Below are 23,176 nucleotides of genomic sequence, written 5' to 3'. Positions count from 1 at the left end.
TTTTGCGCCCGGCGTGACGGCACTTGAAGCGGCCCCGGAGGCAACCGCGCCGCCCGCACCTCACGGTACGGGCGGCGGCCGCGATCTTACAGGACGCCCTTGTGGCGGGGCTGTCCGTGTGGTTTCAGGCCACGCCGACTGCGGGCTGTCCCGTGCTGCCCGCGCCCCGTGACGGGGCGTTCCAGCGTGCCATCAGCGCCTTCCACTTGGTGCGGGCCGCAGCCAGGTTGCGCTCCTTGACGTGGCCGTAGCCGCGGATGTCCTCGGGAATGCTGGCGATCTCCACGGCCAGCGCCAGGCGCTCGGGCGTGAGCTCGGACAGCAGTCCTTCTATGCACTGGCGGTATTCCTGGATCAGTGCGCGCTCGGTGCGGCGTTCCTGCGTGCGGCCGAAGGGGTCCAGCGCCGTGCCGCGCAGGCCCTTCATCTTCGCCAGCACCTGCATGGCCTTGCGCATCCAGGGACCGTAGGACTTCTTGACCAGATGGCCCTGCTCGTCCTTGGCGGCCGACGACGGCGGCGCCAGGTGGTGGACCACGCGGTAGTCGCCCTCGAACATGCTGGCGATGCGCTGGCTGAAGGCCGCATCGGTGTGCAGGCGCGCGACCTCGTACTCATCCTTGTAGGCCATGAGTTTGAACAGATAGCGGGCCACTGCTTGCGACAGGCGCGTACCCGAGCCCGCCACGGCGCGCTCGGCGGCATGGACCTTGTCCACGAAGGCCTGGTACTCGGCCGCATAGGCGGCGTTCTGGTAGGCCGTGAGGAAGTCCACGCGCTTGGCCACCATCTCGGTCAGCGAAGGCTTCTTGACGAACTGGATCACCTGGGCCGTCTGGAACAGGGCGCGCACGGCAGCCAGGTCATGGGCGCAGCGGCGGCCCCACTCGAAGGCGGCCTTGTTGTTGTCGGCCTGCACGCCGTTGAGTTCGATGGCACGCATCAGCGCCGCATGCGACAGCGGCACGCGGCCCTTTTGCCAGGCGTAGCCCAGGATCAGCGGGTTGGTGTAGATGCTGTCGCCCAGCAGCTGCACGGCCACCTGCTCGGCGTCGAAGCTGCCCAGCAGCTCGGGGCCCACAGCCTGGGCCAGTGCGCTGGCGCAGCGGTCGTCCGGTGCCTGCCAGTCAGGGTTGGTGACGAAGGCTGCCGTGGGCGAGCCATGGCTGTTGAGCGCCACGAAGGTGCGGCCCGGCTGCATCACGGACATGGTGGTCGGCGTGGCCGTGACGATGGGGTCGCAGCCGATCACCAGGTCGGCCTTGGCCATGTCCACCTTGGTGGTGTAGATGGCCTCGGGACGATTGGCGATCTGGATGTGGCTCCAGGTGGAGCCGCCCTTTTGCGCCAGGCCGGCCGCATCCTGGGTGATCACGCCCTTGCCCTCCAGGTGGGCCGCCATGCCCAGCAGCGAGCCGATGGTGATCACCCCCGTGCCGCCGACACCGGCCACCACAATGCCCCAGGCCTGCTCGGCCACCGGCAGCACGGGCTCCGGGATGGCGGGCAGCATGGACAGGTCGCCCTTCTTCTCCTTCTTGGGCTTCTTGAGCTGGCCGCCTTCGATGGTGACGAAGCTGGGGCAAAAGCCCTTCACGCAGGAGTAGTCCTTGTTGCAGGTGTTCTGGTTGATGCGGCGCTTGCGGCCGAACTCGGTCTCCACCGGCTCGACCGACAGGCAGTTGGACTGCACCGAGCAGTCGCCGCAGCCCTCGCAGACCAGCTCGTTGATGACCACGGTCTTGTCGGGCGTGGCCAGCGTGCCGCGTTTGCGGCGGCGGCGCTTTTCGGTGGCGCAGGTCTGGTCGTAGATGATGGCCGTGCAGCCCTTGAGGGCGCGGAACTCGCGCTGGATGCGGTCAAGCTCATCGCGGTGGTGCACGGTCACGCCCTCGGCCAGCGGCACGCCGTCGTACTTGGCGGGTTCGTCGGTGACGATGACCAGTTTGGCCACGCCCTCGGACTTGAGGCTGTTCATGATCTGCAGCACCGAATGGCCCTCGGGCCGCTCGCCCACGCGCTGGCCGCCCGTCATGGCCACGGCGTCGTTGTACAGCAGCTTGTAGGTGATGTTCACGCCGGCCGCGATGCTCTGGCGTATCGCCAGCAGGCCGCTGTGGAAGTAGGTGCCGTCGCCCAGGTTGGCGAAGACATGGGCGTCCTTGGTGAAGGGCGCCTGGCCCACCCAGGTCACGCCCTCGCCGCCCATCTGCGTGAAGGTGCTGGTGGAGCGGTCCATCCACACCGTCATGTAGTGGCAGCCGATGCCGGCCACGGCGCGGCTGCCCTCGGGCACGCGGGTGCTGGTGTTGTGCGGGCAGCCGCTGCAAAACCATGGCACGCGGTCGCCCGTGGGCTGGCTCTGGGCCACCTTGAGCGCGGCTTCGCGGGCGTCCAGCACGGCAATGCGCTCGTGCATGCGCTGGGCGATGTGTTCGGGCACGCCGATCTTGGTCAGGCGCTGGACGATGGCGCGCGCGATGAGGGCCGGTGTCAGGTCCGCATTGGGGCGCAGCAGCCAGTCCTGGCTGGGATTGGGCACCGACCATTCGCCGCCGTGCTCATCGCTGAACTTGCCGACCACGTTGGGCCGCACGTCGGAGCGCCAGTTGTACAGCTCTTCCTTGATCTGGTATTCAATGACCTGGCGCTTTTCCTCCACCACCAGGATTTCCTGCAGGCCGCGCGCGAAGTCGCGCGTGATGGTGGCCTCCAGCGGCCAGACCACGTTGACCTTGTGCACGCGTATGCCCAGCTGGCGGCAGGTGTCGTCGTCCAGGCCCAGGTCGGCCAGGGCCTGGCGCATGTCGTTGTAGGCCTTTCCGCTGGCGATCAGGCCGAAGCGGTCGTTGGGGCCCTCGATCACGTTGTGGTTGAGCCGGTTGGCGCGCACATAGGCCAGGGCCGCATACCACTTGTAGTTCATCAGCCGCTGCTCCTGCTCCAGCGGCGCATCGGGCCAGCGGATGTGCAGGCCGCCGGGCGGCATCTGGAAGTCCTCGGGCAGGATGATGTTCACGCGGTCCGGCTCCACCGACACGCTGGCCGAGGACTCGACCACCTCCTGGATGGTCTTCATGCCCGACCACAGGCCCGAGAAGCGGCTCATGGCAAAGGCATGCAGGCCCATGTCCAGGATGTCCTGCACATTGCTGGGAAAGAACACCGGCGTGCCGCAGGCCTTGAAGATGTGGTCGCTCTGGTGGGCGGCCGTGCTGCTCTTGCTGATGTGGTCGTCGCCGGCCAGCGCGATCACGCCGCCGTGCCGGGCCGTGCCCGCCATGTTGGCGTGCTTGAACACGTCGGAGCATCGGTCCACGCCCGGGCCCTTGCCGTACCACAGGCCGAAGACGCCGTCGAACTTCTTGGTCTCGGGATAGAGATCCAGCTGCTGCGTGCCCCAGACGGCCGTGGCGCCCAGCTCTTCATTGACGCCGGGCTGGAAGACGATGTTGTTGGATTCGAGGTGCTTTTTCGCGGCCCATAGCGCCTGGTCATAGCCGCCCAGCGGGGAGCCCCGGTAGCCGCTGATGAAGCCTGCGGTGTTCAGGCCCGCTGCAGCGTCGCGCTGGCGCTGCAGCATGGGCAGGCGCACAAGGGCCTGTACTCCGCTCATGAACGCACGGCCGTGCTGCAGAGCGTATTTGTCGTCGAGGGTGACCGTCTCCAGGGCGCGGCGCACGTCTTCGGGCAGTGGGGCATTCATGGCTTGTCTCCATCGATGGTCGGCGCCCTGTCATGTCCTGCCCGGAACGGGAAAGAGGCATGCACGGCACTCGTTGTCTGAACCAAATCGCCTTTTTTCAGTGTATTCGTGCTCGTCTGATAGGTCTTTGCTTTCTTTGCGCTGTTTCAAGTATCCTGAGCAAGGATCTTTCTTGAAAATGGTGTTTTGTGCAAACTTTGGACAAATTCGACATTGCCATCCTCGGCCACCTGCAGGCCGACGCGCGCCTGACCAATGCCGAGCTGGCCCAGCGCGTGGGCCTGTCGGCCGCGCCGTGCTGGCGCCGCGTGCGGGCGCTGGAAGAAGCGGGCTTCATCCGCGGCTACCACGCCGACATCGACCGCCACAAGATCGGCCTGGGCGTGCTGGCCTTCGTGCGGCTCGATGCCGTGCGCACGGCCGGCACGCTGACGCTGGAGATGGAGGACGCCATCCGCAAGCTGCCCGAGGTGGTCACCTGCCACTACATCAGCGGCACCGGCACCTTCGAGCTGCAGGTGGTGGCGCGCGACCTGGACAGCTTTGCGCAGTTCGCGCGCAACACGCTGCTGAACCTGCCCAACGTGAAGGACATGCAGACCAGTTTCTCGCTGGGCGAGATCAAGTCCAGCCATGCGCTGCCGCTGTCCCAGCTGGGACCCATGGCGGGCCAGGGACTGCCTGGCCAGTAGCCGCAGGCCGGCGGACTGGCCTATGAAGGTCGCGCCGAAGCGACAGTGTGCTCCTGTAACAGGAGCGAAAAACGGTTGTCGTACAAGGTGGTGATCGTGGTTATTAGTAAGGCAACCATTTCTGGCGCCACCCTGCGTTTGGCCCGAGAATCGGGACACATGGCCGCAGAACAATCAACACCAGACCCCGCCCAGCCACCCGCCTCAGAAACCGAGCCTTCCACCCAGCCCCCGGCCGAGCCCTCGGGCGCGGGGGCGCCGGGCACCCTGCTCGAGGACCCGTCCGGCATGGCCGCTGCCGACAGGGCGGCCGCCGAGGCCGAAGGCCAGAAGACGGCCCAGGCCCAGCAGGGCGTCTGGGCGCCGCTGTCCGGCCCCACCTTCCGCATGCTCTGGCTGATCTGGATGGCGGCCAATACCTGCATGTGGATGAACGATGTGGCGGCGGCATGGCTCATGACCTCGCTGACCACCTCGCCCGTGCTCGTGGCCCTGGTGCAATCGGCCTCCACGCTGCCCGTCTTCCTGCTGGGCCTGCCCAGCGGTGCGCTGGCCGACATCCTGGACCGGCGCCGCTACTTCATCGTTACCCAGTTCTGGGTGGCGGCCGTGGCCCTGGTGCTGTGCCTGTTCGTGCTCTCGGGCCGGATGACGGCGCACTGGCTGCTGGTGCTGACCTTTGCCAACGGCATCGGCCTGGCCATGCGCTGGCCGGTGTTCTCGGCGCTGATTCCCGAACTCGTGCCCAAGCACCACCTGCCCTCGGCCATGGCGCTGAACGCGGTGGCCATGAACGCCTCGCGCATCATCGGACCCCTGGTGGCGGGCGCCATCATCGCCAGCCTGGGCAGTGCCTGGGTGTTCGTGCTCAATGCCGTGCTGTCCGTCATCTCGGGCATCGTGCTGATCCGCTGGAAACGCCGCCACGTGGCCAACCCGCTGGGCCGCGAGCGCCTGCCCTCGGCCATGCGCGTGGGCCTGCAGTTCGTGCGCGAGTCGCCGCGCATGCATGCGGTGCTGGCGCGCACGGTGTGTTTCTTCCTGCAGTGCACGGCGGTGATGGCCCTGCTGCCCCTGGTGGCCCAGCGCCTGCACGGCCCGACCGAGGGCGGGGGCGGCGCCGAGACCTTCACGCTGCTGCTGGCCTCCATGGGGGCGGGCGCCATCGTGGGCGCCATGTTCCTGCCGCGCCTGCGCCAGGCCATGTCCAAGGAAAGGCTGATCCGGTCGGGCTCTGCCGTGCATGCGCTGGCCACGCTGGCCGTGGCCCTGTCGCCCAATGTCTACATGGCGGTGCCGGCCATGATGCTGGCCGGCATGGCGCTGATCTCCACGGCCAACGTGCTGGGCGTTTCGGCCCAGATGGCCCTGCCCAACTGGGTGCGGGCGCGCGGCATGTCCATCTACCAGATGTCCATCATGGGCGGCACGGCGGCAGGCGCCGCGCTCTGGGGACAGGTGGCCAGCATGGTGGGCGTGCGCGGCAGCCTCATGGTGGCGGCCGCCAGCGGCGTGGCCTGCATGCTGCTGGTGCAGCGCTTGGTGCGCGACCGCCAGATCGAGGAGGACCTGAGCCCCTCCAAGGCCTTCCAGCGCCCCGAGGTCAACATCCCCGAAGCCGGCCGCGTGGTCGTCACCATCGAGTACCAGATCGACCCCACCCAGGCCGAGGCCTTCCGCGCCCTCATGCAGGAAAGCCGCCGCAGCCGCATGCGCCAGGGCGCGCTGGGCTGGAGCCTGCTGCACAGCATGAGCCACCCGGAGCGCTACGTGGAGCAGATCATCGATGAGTCATGGACCGAGCACCTTCGCCGCTTCGACCGCGTCACCGCCGCCGACGTGGCGCTGCGCGACCGCAAGCTGGCGTATCACAAGGGCAAGGAACCGCCGCGCGTCACGAGGTACTTCGATACCCCCTGAGGCGCTGCGCGCCTTCCCCCAGAGGGGGACGGCGCCCTCGCAGCGAGGCGGCTCTTGCTCGGCGCCCCTGGCGTTGGGCCGCGCCAGAGCGAGGGACAGTGGATAGAGGTGTGTCTGCGCTGGTCTTGTGCCATGCGGGGCGAGCCTTGGCGCAAAGGATAAAACCGGCGCACCCCAAAGCGGGAGGAAGCGGCGTAGCCGCTCAGGGGGTCACCTCAAGTGCGGGGCCTGGCTCGCCAGGGCGCGCGGCCAGAAGGCCCACAGGCGCAGGTTCTGCTTGATGCGGCCTGCCAGGTCGCCGGCTTCGGGGCCCCAGCCCATGAAGTAGTCGGCGCGCACGGCGCCGACGATGGCGCTGCCCGTGTCCTGGGCGAAGACCAGGCGGTTCAGCGCCACGGTGGGCCCGGATGTGGACAGCCAGACCGGTGTGCCGTAGGGGATGCTCTGCTTGTCCACGGCGATGGAGCGGCCTGGCGTCAGGGCCACGCCCTGGGCGCCCTTGGGGCCGAACTGCAGGTCCAGGCCTTCCAGCGGCTCCTCACGGAAGAAGACGTAGCGCGGGTTGCTCCACAGCATTTCATTGACGCGGCCGGGGTTGGCGGCCACCCAGGCGCTGATGCCGGGCCAGGTGGCGTCGCGCACCAGTCCCTGGTCCAGCAGCCAGCGGCCCACGCTCTTGTAGGGCTGGTCATTGGTGCCCGCAAAGGCGACGCGGATCGTGCGTTGCGCGCCTGTAGGCTCGGTGATGTTCAGGCGCCCCGATCCCTGGATGTGCAGCACCATCGCATCGACGGGGTCGCGCAGCCAGGCGATGGCGCGGCCTGCCAGGGCCGCCTGGGCCTCTGGCAGGGTCTCGATCTGCTGGCGCGAGAACCAGGGCTTGCGGCTGCCGAAGCCGGCGCCGGCCGGCGTCTTGTACAGCGGCACGTTGAATCCGTCGCCGGGCAGGCGCCGCGCCTCGAACAGCGGCTCGTAGTAGGCGGTCAGCATGCCGTCCGGGCCGCCGCCCAGCGCCTCGATGCGGTAGGGTTGCAGATTGGCCATGAGCCAGGCGCGCTGCTCGTCGCCCGTGGCGATGCTCAGCTGGCGCACATCGCGGCACAGGCCTGCGAAGACCGAACTGGGTCGTTCGCAGTTCTTTAGCCAGGCATTCCAGGCTTCGTGCAGCGCGTCCTCCTGCAGGCCGGGCAATTCGCTCCAGTCGGCCGCGATCCAGCGGCTCTTGGTGGGCGTGTTGGTGACCAGCGGGGGCCTGGGCGTGACGGCGGGAGAGCCGCCCGGCTGCAGATCGGGTACGGGCGAGGGGTCGTAGACCGGCTTGGTGGTGGTCGTGCAGGCGACCAGCGTCCCTACAATCAGCGCCATCGCGGCATGGCGCAGGAGGTGGAAATTCATGGGGTTGATTTTGCTCGAAGCACTGCTGGCCTTGGTGATTCTGGTCGCTATTGTGTGGTGGACCATGTTCTCCGGACGCCGCAAGGGCGAGTTGCCCGTGGACACGCCACGGGATTCGCATCCGTCTCCAGACAAACCCTCTCCCGGGCAGGATCGCAGCGGCCCGTGACGGCCGTGGAGGCAGCCTCGCGGAGCGGGCGCCGTCCTACGGGTATGCCCTGCCCGCACTGATAGGCTGTGCGCAGCCTGCTTTCCACAATGGGGACCCTGGCGCTACCGCACGGTGCGTTCCCAAGATTCAAAAGGAGTTTCCAATGCGCAAGCACATCGTTCTGGCCGCCGCAACGGCGGCCGCACTGTTCATCTCCGGCTGCGCGAACATGAGCGACACCCAGCGCCGCACGGCCACGGGCGCTGGCGTGGGCGCTGCAGCCGGCGCCGTGCTGGGCGCCGTCACCGGCGGCAGGGCCGGCACGGGTGCCGTGATCGGCGCTGGCGTGGGTGCACTGGGTACCTACATCTGGTCGCAGAACATGGAAAAGCAAAAGCGCGAGATGGAGCAGGCCACCCAGGGTACGGGCGTGAACGTGAGCCAGACGGCCGACAACCAGCTCAAGCTCGACATTCCCAGCGACATCTCGTTCGATACCAACCGTTCCGACATCAAGGGCAACTTCGCTCCCATCCTGGACCGCTTCGCCGAGGGCCTGCGCAACAACCCCAATGCCGAGGTGCGCATCATCGGCCACACGGACAGCACCGGCTCTGACGCCATCAACAATCCGCTGTCGCTGGACCGCGCCAACAGCACGCGCAACTACCTGACCATGCGCGGCGTCTCGGGCGCCCGCATCGCCACCGAAGGCCGTGGCTCGCACCAGCCCGTGGCTTCCAACGACTCGGCCAGCGGCCGTGCCATGAACCGCCGCGTGGAGATCTTCGTGGGCGAGATCCCGCAGCAGCACCAGCAGCCTCAGTATCAACAGCAGCCGCAGTACCAGCAGCCCCGCTGACCCGGGCTCTGTGCCAGATGCAACGCCCCGCAACGCGGGGCGTTTTTGCGTGGGCGGGCACCGGCATTGCCCTATGCTGGCTCCCATCCATCAATGGGGAGTCGTATGAGTGAAGCAAGCACAGCGGGCGCGGCCGACGTGGTCAGCCCGCTCGACAAGGGCCTGGGCGCGCTGTCCGCCCCCTGCACGCCGCAGGACGCTGCCGCGCAGGGCTGGAATCTGCTGCGGGAAGACTTGAGTTTGCCTGTGGCTGTGCTGTCGCAGTCGCGCCTGTCGCACAACCTGGCCTGGATGCAGCGCTTTGTGGATGCCTACGGCGCCCAGCTCGCGCCCCACGGAAAGACGACCATGGCGCCCCGCCTGTTCCGCCAGCAGATCGACGCGGGCGCCTGGGGCATCACGCTGGCCACCGCTCAGCAGACGTGCGTGGCCCATGCCCATGGCGTGCGCCGCGTGCTCATGGCCAACCAGTTGATCGGCCGGCGCAACATGGCGGCCGTGGCCGAGCTGCTGGCCGATCCCGGCTTCGAGTTCTTCTGCCTGGTCGATTGTGCCGAGCAGGTCGAGCAGCTGGCCGCCTTTTTTGGCGCAGCGGGCCGGTCCGTGCAGGTGCTGATCGAACTGGGCCCGCCCGGCGGGCGCACGGGCGTTCGCTCCGATGCGCAGATGCAGCCGCTGCTGGACGCGCTGGCCCGGGCCGGTGCCGGCGTGCGACTGGCCGGGATCGAGGTCTACGAGGGCGTGCTCAAGGAAGAAGAACCCATCCGCACCCTGCTGCGGCGCGCCGTGGACTGGCTCCAGCGGCTGGCGGGCGAGGGCCGGCTGCAGCGCAGCCCGGCCGTGCTCACTGGCGCCGGCTCGGCCTGGTATGACGTGGTGGCCCAGGAGTTCGGCAAGGCCGACATCGGCGGTCCGCTGGATCTGGTGCTGCGCCCGGGCTGCTATCTCACGCATGACGCGGGCATCTACCAGGCAGCGCAGCGGCGCATCGACCAGACCAATCCCGTGGCGCAGCAGATGCGTGCCAGCCTGCAGCCTGCGCTGCAGGTCTGGGCCTATGTGCAGTCGCTGCCCGAGCCCGGCCGCGCCATCGTGGCGCTGGGCAAGCGCGATACCTCCTTCGAGGCTGTGCCTCCCCGGCCCGCGCTGCGCTACCGCCCCGGCGATGCCGCGCCCGTGGCGGCGCCACCGCATTGGGAGGTCACGGCCATGATGGACCAGCATGCTTTCCTGAAGGTGGCCGAGGACGATGGCCTGCGCATAGGCGACATGCTGGCCTTCGACATCTCCCACCCCTGCCTGACCTTTGACAAATGGCGGCAGTTGGCCGTCGTCAATGACCGCTATGACGTGGTGGACGTGATTGCCACGTATTTCTGAAGGGGTCAGCCGTGTGTGCGCAGCAGGTTGGCCAGTTCAACGGCCGACTTGACCTGCATCTTGTCGAAGACGCGCGCGCGGTGGACCTCGACGGTGCGCACGCTGATGTCCAGCTGGTCGGCGATGAGCTTGTTGGGAATGCCCTCGACCACCAGGCGCATCACGTCGCGCTCGCGCTCCGTCAGCTCGTTGAAGCGTGCACGCACGGCTTCGCGCGCACGGGTTTCAGCCTGGTGCTGGGCCGACAGTTCCAGCGCCTGTTCGATACGGTCCACGAGGGCATTGTCCGAGAAAGGCTTCTCGCAGAAGTCGAAGGCGCCGCGCTTGACGGTGTCCACGGCCGTGGGCACGTCGGCATGGCCGGTCAGGAAGATCACGGGCATGCCTGCGATCTGGTTGCGTTCCAGCATGAGGTTGAACAGCGCCAGCCCGCTCATGCCGCCCATGCGCATGTCCAGCAGCAGGCAGCAGGGATTGCGTGGCGGTGGGCGCGACTGCAGCATGGCGTCGAAGGCCTCTGCGCTGTCATAGCATTCGCTGAGCAGGCGGCGCGAGCGCAGCAGCCAGGCCAGCGCTTCGCGGACATCGGTGTCGTCGTCGACGATGTAGACGGTGGCGTCGGGTACAGGTTCCATGGGCCTATTGTTCCATTTGTTCCATGGGTGCCATCTATGCCTGCACCTGCGCAGGGCTGTGCGCCGGCAGCGTGAAGGCGAAGACGGTCCCGCGCGGGCTGTGGGGGCTGTGCTGCAGGTGGCCGCCATGCTGCTCGACCACGGTACGGCACAGGCTCAGGCCCAGGCCCATGCCCTCGTTGCGCGTGGTGAAAAAGGGCGTGAACAGTTGCTCCGCCACATGCTGGGGAATGCCGGTGCCGCAGTCGATGACGGCGAACTCCACCCAGCTGCGGCGCGTGCTGGCGGCCGCACGGCGCACGCGCAGCTGCAGCTCGCGCTCCATGGTCTCGGGCGAGTCCATGGCCTGCATGCCGTTGCGCGCCAGGTTGAGCAGCACCTGCTCGATCATGGTCGGATCGCACAGCACGGGCGGGAGGCCGGGCTCGATGTCGGTGGTCACGCGCACGCCCAGGTTGCGTGCCTGCAGGCTGATCAGCGGCAGCACGGCGTCTATGAGTTCGGCGGCGCCTATGACTTCGCGGGACTGGTCGCGCCGCCGCACGAAATCGCGCACGCTCTTGATCACGCGGCCTGCGCGGTCGGCCTGGAAGCTGATGCGCTCCATGGCCATGCGCAGGTCCTGCAGTTGCTGGCGCAGCCGGGCTTCATGGTCCGAGATGGCGCTGCCCGCACCTGCACCTGTGCCCGTGCCATCGTCGCTCCCCAGCATGTTCAGCGATCCCGTGGCGTAGCTGGAGATGGCCACCAGCGGCTGGGTGAGTTCATGGCTCAGCAGCGAGGCCATCTCGCCCACCGTGGCCAGGCGGGCCGTGGCCTGCAGGCGCTCCTGCGAGGCGCGTGAGATCTCTTCCATGCGCTTTTGCTCGCTGATGTCGATGAAGGCACTCATCCAGCCGGTGTGCTGGCCCTGGGCATTGATCAGCGGCGCCTCGAAGATCAATACCGGAAAGCGCGTTCCGTCCTTGCGCATGAAGATGCTTTCATGGCCCTCGCGCGGCGGCGGGGCGTTGCCGGACAGGCGGCTGTCGCGCCGGCGCGCGTAGATCTCGGCGCGCTCGGGCGGCCAGTAGGGCGCAATGCTCAGTCCCAGCAGTTCCTCGGCCGTGAAGCCCACCATGCTGCAGAAGGCCGGGTTCACATAGCTGATGCGGCCCTGCAGATCGCGCGCGCGCAGGCCCGTGACCAGCGAGTCCTCCATGGCCTTGCGAAAGGCCAGCGCATCGCCCAGATCGCGCTCGGCGCGCAGGCGTCGGCGGTTGTCGCGCACCAGCACGGCGACCACGGACACCAGGGCGATGGACATCAGCGTCACCAGGGCCGTGAGCACGTTGGGGAATACGCTGGGCGCGCGGTGCCAACTGTCCATGCGCAGCACCAGGGTGCTGCCCGGCAGGTCCAGCAGCTGCTGCGCCGTGAACATGCGCGTGCCGCGCCAGGAGGCGCCCAGCAGGGCCAGGCGCGTGCCGTCCGGCTCGGTGAAGGACACTTCCTGGGTGCGCGGCAGGTTCTTGCTGACCTGGGTAATCAGCAGGCTTTGCAGGCTGTAGGTGCCGATGACAAAGCCGATGATGTGGCCGCTTTGCGTCAATGGCAGGCAGACCTCCATCATCTCCGTGCCCAGGCCTTCGGCCAGCAGCTGGAAGTAGCTGGGCGAGTAGGCCGGGCCGTTGAGGCGGCGCGCGTGGGTGCAGGTCAGCACGGCCTCCGGATGGGTGTTTTGCGTGCGCAGCTGGTCTTCCCACTGCACGTTGCGGTAGGGCGTCTCGGCATGGGAGCGGATCTGCAGGCCCGCATCGCGCCATTCGATGCGCATCAGCTCGCGGCGCACCTGCAGCAGCTCGGCGGCGCGGGTCTTCCACTCGGCAGGGTCGTTGTCGGGCGCGTTCAGCGCCTGCAGGTCCTGCAGGTTGCGGTTGAGGGCGGCGCGTATGTCGGCCACGGCATTGGCGGTGTCGCGCTCCAGCTTGTCCTGGACCTGGGAGGCCTCATAGCGTCCGGCCAGCCAGACCATGGTGATGAGCATGCTGGCCACCAAAGCGACCAGCAGGCTCCACAGCGACCAGCGCCGCCAGGCAGTGCGCCAGCGGCGCCAGGGCCAGCGGCCTTCGGCAGGGGCGGGCGTGGACAGGTGCAGCGGATTCACAGGACGCGGTGCTCCAGGGCCGGCAACTGGCGGCGCACATGCGCCAGGCGCTCGCGCTTGATCTCGCCCAGCACCACACCGGCACCCTCGGCCTGCTGCGCCAGCACCATGCCCCAGGGGTCGGCCAGCAGGCTGTGGCCCCAGGTGCGGCGGCCGTTCTCATGGTGGCCGCCCTGGGCGGGCGCCAGCAGGTAGGCCTGGTTTTCGATGGCGCGGGCGCGCAGCAGCACCTCCCAGTGGGCCAGGCCCGTGATGTGGGTGAAGGCGGCGGGCACCAGCAGCAGGTCGGCACCCTGCTCGGCCAGTCGGCGGTACAGCTCGGGAAAGCGCAGGTCGTAGCACACGCTCAGGCCCAGGCGCCAGGACTCGCCCTCGCGCGAGGTGATGTCGCAGGTCACGGGCGTGTGGCCGGCCTGGACCACGGCGGCCTCTGTGTAGCGCTCGCGGCCGTTGTCGTAGTGGAACAGGTGGATCTTGTCGTAGCGCGCCACGCATTCGCCCTGGGGCGAGAACACCAGCGAGCTGTTGAGCACGTGGGCATCGTCATCGGCCACCAGGGGCAGGGTGCCGCCGACGATCCACAGCTGCAGCTCGCGCGCGGCGCGGCCCAGGAAGTCCTGGATGGGGCCTTGGCCGAAGCTCTCGCGGTAGGCCAGCTTGTCGGTATCGCGCAGGCCCATGGCACAGAAGTATTCGGGCAGGGCCGCGAGTTCGGCGCCCTGCTCGCGCGCCTGCCGCAGCAGGGCCATGGCCTGGTCGAGGTTGGCGCGCACATCGGGTTCCGACACCATTTGCAGGGCTGCGATTTTCATGGGTTCTCTCCTGAAGGGGCTGACTCGGTGGCGGTGGAGGGCGTGCGCGACGGTGTGTCAGAGGGCGTTGCGGCCCGGCGGCGCGGCAAGGCAGTGACCTGGGGATCATCCCAGCTGCCGTCGATGCGGAATTCCTTGGTGGCTGCCGCAATCAGCGGGCCCCGCAGCAGCACCTGCGCCAGAAAGCTGCCCAGGCCGATCACGGGGTTGATGGCCGTGGCCACCAGGGAGGCGGTCATCGCGTTGATCTCTGGCACCACCACCACGTGCAGATTCTGCGTCTCCTGGACCAGGTCTGCCGTGCCTTCCATCAGCACGGCGGCGTTGACGCCCTTCATCTGCATGTTGTTGGTGCGCGCCACGCCATCGGTGATCTGCACATCACCGCGCATGAAGTCGAAGGCAAAGCCGTTGCTGAAGACATCGCGGAAATCCAGCGTCAGCCGGCGTGGCAGCGCCTGCAGGCTGAGCACGCTCAGCAGCTTGGCCAGGCCCGGTTCGGCCTTGAGGAACTGGCCGGTCTGCACATCCAGGTGCATGGAGCCCGAGAGGCTGCGGAAATCGGGCGTGATGGGCGAGCCCGTCCATCCCGCCGAGCCCTGCAGGCTCCCCTTGCCATTGCCCACCACGCCGGGCATGTCAAAGCGCGTGAGCAGCTTGCCCACGTCGCGCAGGTCCAGCTGGAACTGCAGCTGGCTGCGCCCCGGATGCTCGGACTGCCCCTGGGGCAGGCGCCACTGGCCGTTGGCCGTCAGCGTGGCCTCGGGCGTGGAAATGTTGAAGCGCGACAGCTGCCATTCGCGTGCCGCCGCGTTGCCGGGCACGGGGCGGTTGCGGGCCTCGACCTCCAGGCGGCCCAGCGCATGGCCCGACAGGTGCATGTCGTCCACCACGATCTGCAGCGCCGGCAGCTGGCGCGGCCCTTCGTTGAACAGGGCGTCCACGCGTTCGGACTTGGCCTCCGGCACCGTCAGGCGGGACAGCCGGGCGACCAGTTGCCCTTCGGGCTGGGCGTCCGTGCCTTCGCGAAAGCCTACATAGCCATCCAGCTCCTGGGAAGTGAGGTTGCTGTGCCACGAGCCGCCATCGCGCGAAATGCCCGCCACCACATCGTGCAGCTGCCGCCCCTTGGCCTGCAGCTGCTTGACGCGCAGGCTCAGCCGATCGGGAAGGTATTCGCGCGCAGGGTCCGTGGCGGCGTCGGCGGGCTCTGGCATGGTGCCGCTGGACTGCGGCGCGAGCGCCAGCCAGTCGTCGATATTGAAGAGCGGCAACTGCACATGGGCCTGCACGCCCTGGCCCGAAGTGGGGGCCGTGACCGCTTCCTGGCCGATGAGGATGCTGCCGTGCAGCACGCGGCTGTGCTTGCCACTGATGTCGCGCTCATAGAAGACCGAGCCCGTGTCGCCCAGTTGCACGCTGATCTGGTCGCGCAGCGGGGCATCGGGCGCGGCGAAGCTGGCGGGCGCGAGCTGGTGGCTCACGGCCAACGGCTGGATGGACTCGGCGGCCTTGCCCAGCGGAGCCGGCAGGTTGATGCGCATGCCCTGCAGGCTGGACTGGACCTGGATTTCGGGCGTGCCACGGCGCACCTTCAGCAGCAGGGAATAGGGCGACTGGCCCTCGGCATGGCGGGCCAGGTCGGCCACCCAGCCCAGTTCCCTGGCATCGCGCAGCCCCTGTGCCGTGGCCGTGCCCTGCACCCGCACCTTGACGGACGATTCGGTGGCTGGCGCATTGCGCGCCAGCGCCTGCATGCCGCCATCGGCACGCAGTTCACCGCCCAGGGCCCGCGCCTGCAAGCCCACCAGCGAGAAGCCGGTGTCGGAGAATTTGACGGCGCCACGCAGCTGGCTCAGGTGCGGTGTCTCGTCATCGAGCTGCAGCGAGTTGCCCGCCAGCGTGACCTGCCCGGACACCTTGCTGCGGTCCAGATGGTCGATGGGCAATTGCAGTTGCAGGGCCAGTTGCGCGGCGCCCGTGGCCTCGCTGCCGTCCAGCACGTGCCCGGTCAGCGCCGACAGGGCCGAGGTCTTCACCACCCCCAGCATGTCGGCCAGCGGGCCCTGGCCCTTGGCGGTGACGGCCACCTCGGTGTGGGCCAGGTTGGGAATGCTGGCCTGGATGTCGCGCATCTGCAGCTGCGGATAGCCGGCGAACTGGCCGCGCGCATTGCGCACGACCATGGAGGAGCGGTCAAACACCAGCTCGCCGGACAGATCGACCAGGGCCGGCCAGGGCGCCTCGCCATGCGTGAGCAGATGGGGCGGCACATATTCATAGTGCACGTCATGCAGCTTGGCCGCGATGTGGAACTCGCCCTGGCTGGGCTTGTCGGCCGGTACGTGGTCCAGGTTGCCGCGCACCTTGAAGTTCACCGTGCTCGCGCGCCCGGCGTGTATGGCCTCGCGCACATAGTGGCGCGCGTCGGCGGGAATCTCCAGCGGCAGGTAGCGGTGCACGCGCGTGCCGTCTGCGTTGCGCAACTGGCCCTGCAGGTCCAGCACGCCGGGAAAGCGCGGCTGCCTGTCGCTGCCGTCGCCGGTATGCCATTGCGCGCGGGCCTCGCCTTCGGTGTCGTCGTTGGCAAAGCGCAGGCTGGGCACCTGCACGCTGATGGCCTGGCCGCGCAGTTGCCAGCGCAGGCTGGCCTGCAGGCGGTGCAGCGGGATCTCGGGCTCCTCGAACACGCCGGGGAACGACAGCGACGCCGGCCGCTGCTCTGTGCCCTCCATCTCCAGCTGGGCCTGGCCGCCGTCCTGGTCCAGCGAGAAGCGCGCGTTCAGGCCCTTGAGGCCGGGCATGCCCGGCGCCGCGGGGCCTTCGGACGATGCCACGCCGTTGATCGACAGTTGCTGCAGTTCGCCACTGGCCTTGTACTGCTGCAAGGACTCCAGCGGGCCGCGCCAGCTTCCCTGGAACTGGTGCAGACGGCCGGCCGGTGCCAGATCGGCCAGGTGCTGCTGCACCTGCTCTGGAAGCGGCAGGCGCTGGCCCAGCTGGGCGAGGATGGCCAGGTCAATGCCATCGGCCTGGAACTCGCCGTGCTCACCCAGCGCCCCCTGCGTGCTGGCGCCGGCGGGGTTGTAGCGCGCGCGCAGATTGCCAGCCGGCCAGTGCAGGCCGTCGCCCGTGGAAAATTCCAGGTTCTGCGCAGCGAAGCGCCAGCCGTCCTGGTGTTGCACGCTCAGCCTGCCCGTCAGGGCCTGCAGCTTCAGCGGCTGCAGGTCTTCGCGCCACTGCAGCTGCAGCGCGTTCACGGCCACGTCGGCCATGGCGCCCACGGGCTGGCCCTGGCGCAGGTCTATCCAGGCGCGCAGCGCGCCCCGGCCCTGCTGCAGGCGCAAGCCAGAGATGTCTATGTACTGGCCAAGCTGGGACAGGTCGATCTGCGTGAACATCGCATGGGCCTGGCCGCTCCAGCGGCGCCAGTTGCCCTCGTGCGTGGACAGCAGCGGCTCGCGGAACAGGCCGGTCAGCATGAAGCGCTCGCCCCAGCCCTCGGGCGGCGTGGCATCCAGGCGCAGTCCGTGGCCCCAGCCCTTGTTGCGCAGCACCAGGTCCACATCGCGCAAGGCCAGCGGCGGAGCCTGGCGCAGTTCGTCCAACCACAGCAGGCTGCCGCCGCGCAGCGCCAGTTCGGTCTGCGAAAACAGCCAGTCGGCGGCGGCATTGTCCCCGCCGGCCGAAGGGCTGATCTCGATGCCGGCCACGAAGACTCGGCCATCGGCCGCGCGGCGCACCACGAGTTCAGGACGGTCTATGTAGATCTGTTCCACGCCCAGGCGCATCAGCGAGCGTGCCGAAACGGCGACCACCACGCTGGGCAGGCGCAGGGCGTCTGCCGAATGTTCGGGGTCTTGCACCACCACGTCGCCCAGCTCGAAGCGGGGGACCAATCCCTCGCTGCGGGCCGTGATGCTGCCTATGCGAACCGGTAGGCCCAGCGTGCGTGAGGCCAGGGATTCCAGCTGAGGACGCCATTCGCCGATTCGCGGCACAATCCAGCCATGGAGCACCCCCCACACGGAGGCGAGGACCAGCCAGAAGGCCAGGACCAGCCCCAGTGACCACCGCGCAAGGCCGGCCATCCAACGGGTCAGGCGTGTGGGGTGCGGTTTCGGTTCGATCATCGGCGGCATCAGCTATGACGGGAATTATGACCGGCGCCCTCAGGGCCTGGGCGGTAACCAAGGGTTGCTGCAATCCCTCTGCGCGTGAGTGGCCGCTTCTTTCGCGTTCCGTATGCAATCCTCAGTTCACGCAATGGCAGGTACGGCCTTGAATGTCCCCGCACAGGCCGCCTATTCCCGTTTTCACCAACGGCTGCACCGTCGCTATGGCGACGAGCTGAGCCTTTTGCCGCCGGGTCCGCCCGAGCGCGCGTCCATGGAGCAGGCCCTGGTGGCACTGCTGGAGCGTGGCCTGGACCTGTCGGCTGCGCTGCGTGTGCTGCGCCAGCTGGTCATGGAGCGCACCATGGTGCTCGACTGCGAGCAGCAGGCGCCGCTGGCCGTGGTCACGCGCGCCGTGACCGAACTGGCCGAGCTGGCGCTGGAGCGCGCCTGCATCCAGGCGCGCGCCGAGCTCGACGCGCGCCATGGCGCGCCCCAAGGCCCCGACGGCCGGCCAGTGCAGCTGTGGATCATCGGCATGGGCAAGCTGGGCGCACGCGAGCTCAACGTCTCCAGCGACATCGACCTGATCTACGTCTACGAGCAGGACGGCGACACCGCCGGCCTGCCCGATGGGCGCGGGGTGATCTCCAACCACGAGTACTTCGCGCGCGTGGTCAAGGGCATCTACGGCCTGATCGGCGACACCACCGAGCACGGCTTTGTCTTCCGCGTGGACCTGGCGCTGCGTCCCAACGGGAACTCGGGGCCTTCGGCCGTCTCGCTGGCCTCGCTGGAGGAGTATCTGCAGACCCATGGACGCGAGTGGGAGCGCTTTGCCTGGCTCAAGAGCCGCGTCGTGGCGCCCATGGACTGCGTGCGCTCCCAGCAGGTGCAGGCGCTGCGTGCCGTGGTCCTGCCCTTTGTCTTTCGCCGCTACCTGGACTACGCGGTCTTTGATGCGCTGCGCTCGCTGCACCGCCAGATCCGCGAGCATGCGGCGCGGCGCAGCGCGGGCCATCCGGGCCGCTCCAATGACGTCAAGCTCTCGCGCGGCGGCATCCGCGAGATCGAATTCACCGTGCAGCTGCTGCAGGTGGTGCGTGGCGGCCAGTTCCCCGAACTGCGCTGCCGCCCCACGCTGGAGGCGCTGGGCCGCTTGGCGCGCGCCGGCCTCATGAGCCAGGAAGTGGCCGACGCCCTGGGCTCGGCCTACACCTTTTTGCGCCGTGTCGAGCACCGTATCCAGTACCTGGACGACCAGCAGACCCATGTGCTGCCCACCCGCGACGATGACCTGGAATGGATTGCGCGCACCATGGGCTTTGCCGATGCCTGCGCCTTTTTGCACCAGCTCGATGCCCATCGCGAAAAGGTGGCCGAGGAATTCGACACCCTGCTGGGCGGCTCGGCCCAGCCCCAGTGCGGCTCGGGCCGTTGCAATGGCGCGCGCAGCCCCGCCCAGGGCACGCCGCGCGAGATAGACGGCCTCATGGAGCAGTTGCCGCCAGCCCTGGCCGCCCATGTGGCCGACTGGCGCGGCAATGCCCGCATCGCCAACCTGCGCGACGAGGCGCGCGGCCGGCTGTTTCGACTCGTGCAGCGCACGGCGCAATGGGTGGCTGAGCGCAGCGTGCCCGAAGACGCCGCGCTGCGCTTTCTGAACTGGCTGGAGCCGCTGCTGCGCCGTGAAAGCTATCTGGCCCTGCTGCTGGAGCGCCCCGCCGTGCACGAGCGGCTGCTGGACCTGCTGGGCGCGGCACGCTGGCCCGCGCGCTACCTGCAGCAGCACCCGGGCGTGATCGACGAGCTGGCCAACGAAGCCATGCTGGGCGAGCGTTTCTCGCCCATGGACTTCGAGCATGAGCTGGCCCTGCGCCTGGCCGCGCTGCAGGCCACGGGCGAGGACGATGACGAAACCCTGCTGAACCTGCTGCGCCGCGCCCACCATGCCGAGGTCTTTCGCACGCTGGCGCGCGATATCGAAGGCCGCATCACGGTCGAGCAGGTGGCGGACGATCTCAGCGCACTGGCCGACTGCGTGCTGCGGGTGACGGCCAGCTGGTGCTGGAGCCGGCTCAAGAACCGCCACCGCGAGTCGCCGCAGTTCGCCATCATCGGCTACGGCAAGCTGGGCGGAAAGGAGCTGGGCTACGGCAGCGACCTGGACATCGTCTTCGTCTTCGATGACGAAGACGAACACGCCTCCGAGATCTATGCCGCCTTTGTGCGCAAGCTCATCAACTGGCTGGCCGTCAAGACGGGCGAGGGCGACCTGTTCGAGATCGACACCGCGCTGCGCCCCAACGGCAACTCGGGCCTGCTGGTGACCAGCTTCGCCTCCTATGCCAACTACCAGCAGCAGCGCGGCAGCAACACGGCGTGGACCTGGGAGCACCAGGCCATGACGCGGGCGCGCTTCGTGCTGGGCAGTGACGATCTGCAGGCCCGCTTCGATGCCGTGCGCGAGGCTGTGATCACCGCGCCTCGCGACGCCTCGGCGCTGCGCGACGAAATCGTCGCCATGCGCGAACGCGTGCGCGGCGCCCATCCGGTGCGCGGCGGCCTGTTCGATGTCAAGCACAGCCCGGGCGGCATGGTCGATGTGGAATTCGCGGTCCAGTACCTCGTGCTCTCGCAATCGGCCTCGCACCCGGAACTGATGGCCAACCTCGGCAATATCGCGTTGCTGCAGCGCGCCGAACAGGCAGGATTGATCCCGGCCGGCGTAGGCCAGCAGGCGGCCCGGGCCTACCGCGAGCTGCGCCGCCTGCAGCACGTGGCACGGCTGGATGAGCGCTCGGCACAGCTGGTGCCAGGGCAGGCCGAGCCGCTGAGTGCGCCCGTCAAGGCCTTGTGGGATGCGGTTTTCGCCAACGCCGTTGCGGCTTGACGATGTGAAGCAAAGAAGGCGGCTTGCGGCTGCGAACGCCTTCACTTCAGCATCCGTGGAAATTGGCCTACAGCAGGATCGCGGGCATCCTCAAAATGTTACATTTTTCCTGCCCACGACCCCTGGAACTTCTGCAAAAGTAGCTCATCTATTGAACAGCTTGTTGAGAGAGAGTATCCAGACCGAATTTCACGTTGCGAAGCCTCTGGGGCCACAGTCCTGAACTGTTCCGCCCGAAGCGCTTCTCCTCCCTCCCTCTCTTTATTCGTTTCGGGATGCTTCGCAACTTTTTTATGCCAGCAAAAAGGCCACCTATCGGGTGGCCTTTTTGCATTCCCGGGCTGGTGCGGCGTCAGGGCTGGGGAGGGCGCGTGGCTGCAAAACTGGCACGCTCGGCCAGCTTGGCCTGCAGTGCGGCCAGATTGGGGTGGTCGGCGCGCCAGTCCAGCTCGGGAAAGCGAAAGTCCAGCCAGCCCAGGGCGCAGCCCACGCACACGTCGGCCAGGGTGAAGTGGATGCCGCAGCAATACGGCTTGTCGCCCAGCCCCTGGGACATCACGTTCAGTGCAGCCCGCACCTTGGCAAGCTGGCGGTCTATCCAGGCCTGGCAGCGCTGTTCTTCGCTGCGGCCATCCCAGGTGGCTTCGAGGCGGGCCAGCGCCCCGGCATCCAGCAGGCCATCGGCCAGTGCTTCCCAGGTCTTGATCTCGGCGCGCTCGCGCCCCGTGCCGGGGATCAGCTTGCCTACCGGGGAAAGTGTGTCCAGATATTCGACGATCACGCGCGAGTCGAACATGGCATCGCTGCCGTCCATGACCAGGCGCGGCACCTTGCCCAGCGGGTTGCCGGTGCCGGGCGACAGCTCGCGGCTCCAGGGGTTTTCCTCGACGAACTGATAGTCGAGCCTTTTCTCTGCCAGTACGACGCGTACCTTGCGTACGTAGGCGCTGGTGGAGGAACCTATCAGTTTCATGGCAATTTTCCGTGGCGAAGAGGCGGCCCATGGGCGGGCAGCAGATTCTATGCGCTGCCCGACGATCTCCCCCTCGGCCCCCGTTTTTGCCGCGCGCACCTACAATCACGGCCCATGAATCTGCCGCACATCTCCGCCCTGTCCCCGCTCGACGGCCGCTACGCCGCCAAACTGTCTCCTCTGCGCCCGATCATGAGCGAGATGGGATACATGCACCGCCGCGTGCAGGTGGAGGTGACCTGGTTCATCGCCCTGTCGGATGCCGGCTTTGCCGAGTTCAAGCCCCTGTCCGAAGGCGCGCGCGTCTATCTGCAGGACCTGGTGAAGAACTTCTCCGAGGCCGATGCCGTGGCCATCAAGGACATCGAAAAGACCACCAACCACGACGTCAAGGCCGTGGAGTACTGGATCAAGGGCAAGTTCGACGGCCGTCCCGAGCTGCTCAAGGCCGCCGAATTCGTGCACTTTGCATGCACCAGCGAAGACATCAACAACACCAGCCACGCGCTGCAACTGCGTGCCGGCCGCGACAGCGTGCTGCTGCCCGCAATCTCCGGCATCACGGCCAAGCTGCGCGAGATGGCCCATGCCTATGCTGCCGTGCCCATGCTCAGCCGCACGCACGGCCAGACCGCCAGCCCCACCACCGTGGGCAAGGAAATCGCCAACGTGCTGGTGCGCCTGGAAAAGGCCTCTGCCCGCATCGCCGAGGTCAAGCTCCTGGCCAAGATGAACGGCGCCGTCGGCAACTACAACGCCCACCTTTCCGCCTGGCCCGAGTTCGACTGGGAAGCCTTCAGCAAGAACGTGATCGAGTCGCCCGAGCCCCAGGGTCTGGGCCTGAGCTTCCAGCCCTACTCGATCCAGATCGAACCGCATGACTACATGGCCGAGCTGTTCGACGCCATCGCGCGCGCCAACACCATCCTCATCGACTTCTCGCGCGATGTCTGGGGCTATGTGTCCCTGGGCTACTTCAAGCAGCGCCTGAAGGCCGGCGAGATCGGCTCCTCGACCATGCCGCACAAGGTCAACCCCATCGACTTCGAGAATGCCGAAGGCAACCTGGGCCTGGCCAACGCCCTGCTCAAGCACCTGGCCGAAAAGCTGCCCATCTCGCGCTGGCAGCGTGACCTGACCGATTCGACCGTGCTGCGCAATATCGGCGTGGCCATGGGCTATGCCACGCTGGCCTACAGCTCGCTGATGACCGGCCTGAACAAGCTCGAACTCAACGAAGAGCGCCTGCAGGAAGACCTGGACAACGCCTGGGAAGTCCTGGCCGAGCCCATCCAGACCGTCATGCGCCGCTACGGCGTGCAGGGCGCCTACGAAAAGCTCAAGGAAGTCACGCGCGGCAAGACCGTGCAGGCCGAAGACCTGCACCGCCTGATCAACGGCCTGGAAATCCCCCAGGCCGACAAGGACCGCCTGCTGGCCATGACGCCTGCCTCCTATGTGGGCAAGGCGGCTGAGCTGGCGCGCCGCGTCTGAGT

General features: G+C 67.9%; 14 protein-coding genes. 7 read left to right on the top strand and 7 right to left on the bottom strand.

The genetic code is table 11. The features are described 5' to 3' along the window. Positions 1-124: 124 nt before the first annotated feature. A complete protein-coding gene (locus HFGMBDPB_RS08575; protein WP_016449367.1) occupies positions 125-3,706 on the bottom strand; it encodes an indolepyruvate ferredoxin oxidoreductase family protein in 3,582 nt (1,193 codons plus the stop codon). 188 nt (positions 3,707-3,894) lie between these two features. Between HFGMBDPB_RS08575 and HFGMBDPB_RS08570 the strand changes: the two genes are divergently transcribed. Both HFGMBDPB_RS08570 and HFGMBDPB_RS08565 read left to right on the top strand, forming a co-directional pair. Next, on the top strand, positions 3,895-4,398 hold the full coding sequence (locus HFGMBDPB_RS08570) for an Lrp/AsnC family transcriptional regulator (RefSeq protein WP_016449368.1): 504 nt from the start codon (positions 3,895-3,897) through the stop codon (positions 4,396-4,398). A 159-nt stretch (positions 4,399-4,557) separates the two neighbouring features. Next, on the top strand, positions 4,558-6,318 hold the full coding sequence (locus tag HFGMBDPB_RS08565) for an MFS transporter (protein ID WP_374006324.1): 1,761 nt from the start codon (positions 4,558-4,560) through the stop codon (positions 6,316-6,318). Between the two features lie 210 nt (positions 6,319-6,528). Here HFGMBDPB_RS08565 and mltA read toward each other — a convergent pair whose 3' ends face one another. Beyond that, positions 6,529-7,713 carry a murein transglycosylase A gene (gene mltA / locus HFGMBDPB_RS08560; protein WP_017404060.1) on the bottom strand — a complete coding sequence of 395 codons (1,185 nt, stop codon included), beginning with the start codon at positions 7,711-7,713 and terminating at the stop codon, positions 6,529-6,531. Between mltA and HFGMBDPB_RS08555 the strand changes: the two genes are divergently transcribed. The 3 genes from HFGMBDPB_RS08555 to HFGMBDPB_RS08545 all read left to right on the top strand — a co-directional run bounded on the left by HFGMBDPB_RS08555 (position 7,712) and on the right by HFGMBDPB_RS08545 (position 10,106). Beyond that, on the top strand, positions 7,712-7,882 hold the full coding sequence (locus tag HFGMBDPB_RS08555; protein ID WP_016449371.1) for a hypothetical protein: 171 nt from the start codon (positions 7,712-7,714) through the stop codon (positions 7,880-7,882). The genes mltA and HFGMBDPB_RS08555 overlap by 2 nt on opposite strands. 145 nt (positions 7,883-8,027) lie before the next feature. Beyond that, positions 8,028-8,726: a YiaD family glycine zipper/OmpA-like lipoprotein gene (locus HFGMBDPB_RS08550; protein WP_016454249.1), complete on the top strand. Its 699-nt coding sequence runs from the start codon at positions 8,028-8,030 to the stop codon at positions 8,724-8,726. Positions 8,727-8,831: 105 nt separating this feature from the next. Beyond that, complete coding sequence (locus HFGMBDPB_RS08545) at positions 8,832-10,106, top strand: amino acid deaminase (protein WP_212645213.1); 1,275 nt, start codon at positions 8,832-8,834, stop codon at positions 10,104-10,106. A 5-nt stretch (positions 10,107-10,111) separates the two neighbouring features. Here the strand turns inward: HFGMBDPB_RS08545 and HFGMBDPB_RS08540 are convergent, their stop codons facing one another. The 4 genes from HFGMBDPB_RS08540 to HFGMBDPB_RS08525 are packed head-to-tail and all read right to left on the bottom strand — an operon-like array spanning position 10,112 to position 17,832. Next, positions 10,112-10,741, bottom strand: coding sequence for a response regulator transcription factor (locus tag HFGMBDPB_RS08540; protein WP_012202778.1), 630 nt, complete (start codon positions 10,739-10,741; stop codon positions 10,112-10,114). A gap of 34 nt (positions 10,742-10,775) precedes the next feature. Next, positions 10,776-12,887 carry a two-component system sensor histidine kinase NtrB gene (locus HFGMBDPB_RS08535; protein WP_016454247.1) on the bottom strand — a complete coding sequence of 704 codons (2,112 nt, stop codon included), beginning with the start codon at positions 12,885-12,887 and terminating at the stop codon, positions 10,776-10,778. Beyond that, positions 12,884-13,699 (bottom strand): carbon-nitrogen hydrolase family protein, encoded by an 816-nt coding sequence (locus HFGMBDPB_RS08530; protein ID WP_016454246.1) that lies wholly within the window; start codon positions 13,697-13,699, stop codon positions 12,884-12,886. The genes HFGMBDPB_RS08535 and HFGMBDPB_RS08530 overlap by 4 nt, the downstream gene beginning before the upstream one ends. Then, on the bottom strand, positions 13,696-17,832 hold the full coding sequence (locus tag HFGMBDPB_RS08525; RefSeq protein WP_212645212.1) for a YhdP family protein: 4,137 nt from the start codon (positions 17,830-17,832) through the stop codon (positions 13,696-13,698). Before HFGMBDPB_RS08525 ends, HFGMBDPB_RS08530 begins: the two co-directional genes overlap by 4 nt. Before the next feature lie 133 nt (positions 17,833-17,965). Between HFGMBDPB_RS08525 and glnE the strand changes: the two genes are divergently transcribed. Next, the gene (glnE, locus tag HFGMBDPB_RS08520) at positions 17,966-20,707 is read left to right on the top strand and encodes a bifunctional [glutamate--ammonia ligase]-adenylyl-L-tyrosine phosphorylase/[glutamate--ammonia-ligase] adenylyltransferase (protein WP_016449377.1); all 2,742 of its coding nucleotides are present in this window, start codon (positions 17,966-17,968) and stop codon (positions 20,705-20,707) included. Positions 20,708-21,059: 352 nt separating this feature from the next. Here glnE and HFGMBDPB_RS08515 read toward each other — a convergent pair whose 3' ends face one another. Then, positions 21,060-21,680 carry a glutathione S-transferase family protein gene (locus tag HFGMBDPB_RS08515; protein ID WP_016449378.1) on the bottom strand — a complete coding sequence of 207 codons (621 nt, stop codon included), beginning with the start codon at positions 21,678-21,680 and terminating at the stop codon, positions 21,060-21,062. 114 nt (positions 21,681-21,794) lie between these two features. Between HFGMBDPB_RS08515 and purB the strand changes: the two genes are divergently transcribed. Continuing rightward, on the top strand, positions 21,795-23,174 hold the full coding sequence (gene purB, locus HFGMBDPB_RS08510) for an adenylosuccinate lyase (RefSeq protein WP_016449379.1): 1,380 nt from the start codon (positions 21,795-21,797) through the stop codon (positions 23,172-23,174). Positions 23,175-23,176 lie beyond the last annotated feature (2 nt).

The sequence above is a fragment of the Delftia sp. PE138 genome, from assembly GCF_018320755.1.
GTDB lineage: Bacteria > Pseudomonadota > Gammaproteobacteria > Burkholderiales > Burkholderiaceae_C > Comamonas > Comamonas tsuruhatensis.
Note: the sequence above shows the minus strand (reverse complement) of the source record. Positions and strands in the feature narration are given on the sequence as shown.

Bases quoted from the DNA above. Each gene is read 5' to 3' on its own strand.
- HFGMBDPB_RS08575 (WP_016449367.1), bottom strand. From the start codon at position 3,706: ATGAATGCCCCACTGCCCGAAGACGTGCGCCGCGCCCTGGAGACGGTC.
- HFGMBDPB_RS08565 (WP_374006324.1), top strand. From the start codon at position 4,558: ATGGCCGCAGAACAATCAACACCAGACCCCGCCCAGCCACCCGCCTCA.
- HFGMBDPB_RS08555 (WP_016449371.1), top strand. From the start codon at position 7,712: ATGGGGTTGATTTTGCTCGAAGCACTGCTGGCCTTGGTGATTCTGGTC.
- mltA (WP_017404060.1), bottom strand. From the start codon at position 7,713: ATGAATTTCCACCTCCTGCGCCATGCCGCGATGGCGCTGATTGTAGGG.
- HFGMBDPB_RS08550 (WP_016454249.1), top strand. From the start codon at position 8,028: ATGCGCAAGCACATCGTTCTGGCCGCCGCAACGGCGGCCGCACTGTTC.
- HFGMBDPB_RS08545 (WP_212645213.1), top strand. From the start codon at position 8,832: ATGAGTGAAGCAAGCACAGCGGGCGCGGCCGACGTGGTCAGCCCGCTC.
- HFGMBDPB_RS08540 (WP_012202778.1), bottom strand. From the start codon at position 10,741: ATGGAACCTGTACCCGACGCCACCGTCTACATCGTCGACGACGACACC.
- HFGMBDPB_RS08530 (WP_016454246.1), bottom strand. From the start codon at position 13,699: ATGAAAATCGCAGCCCTGCAAATGGTGTCGGAACCCGATGTGCGCGCC.
- HFGMBDPB_RS08525 (WP_212645212.1), bottom strand. From the start codon at position 17,832: ATGATCGAACCGAAACCGCACCCCACACGCCTGACCCGTTGGATGGCC.
- glnE (WP_016449377.1), top strand. From the start codon at position 17,966: ATGGCAGGTACGGCCTTGAATGTCCCCGCACAGGCCGCCTATTCCCGT.
- HFGMBDPB_RS08515 (WP_016449378.1), bottom strand. From the start codon at position 21,680: ATGAAACTGATAGGTTCCTCCACCAGCGCCTACGTACGCAAGGTACGC.
- purB (WP_016449379.1), top strand. From the start codon at position 21,795: ATGAATCTGCCGCACATCTCCGCCCTGTCCCCGCTCGACGGCCGCTAC.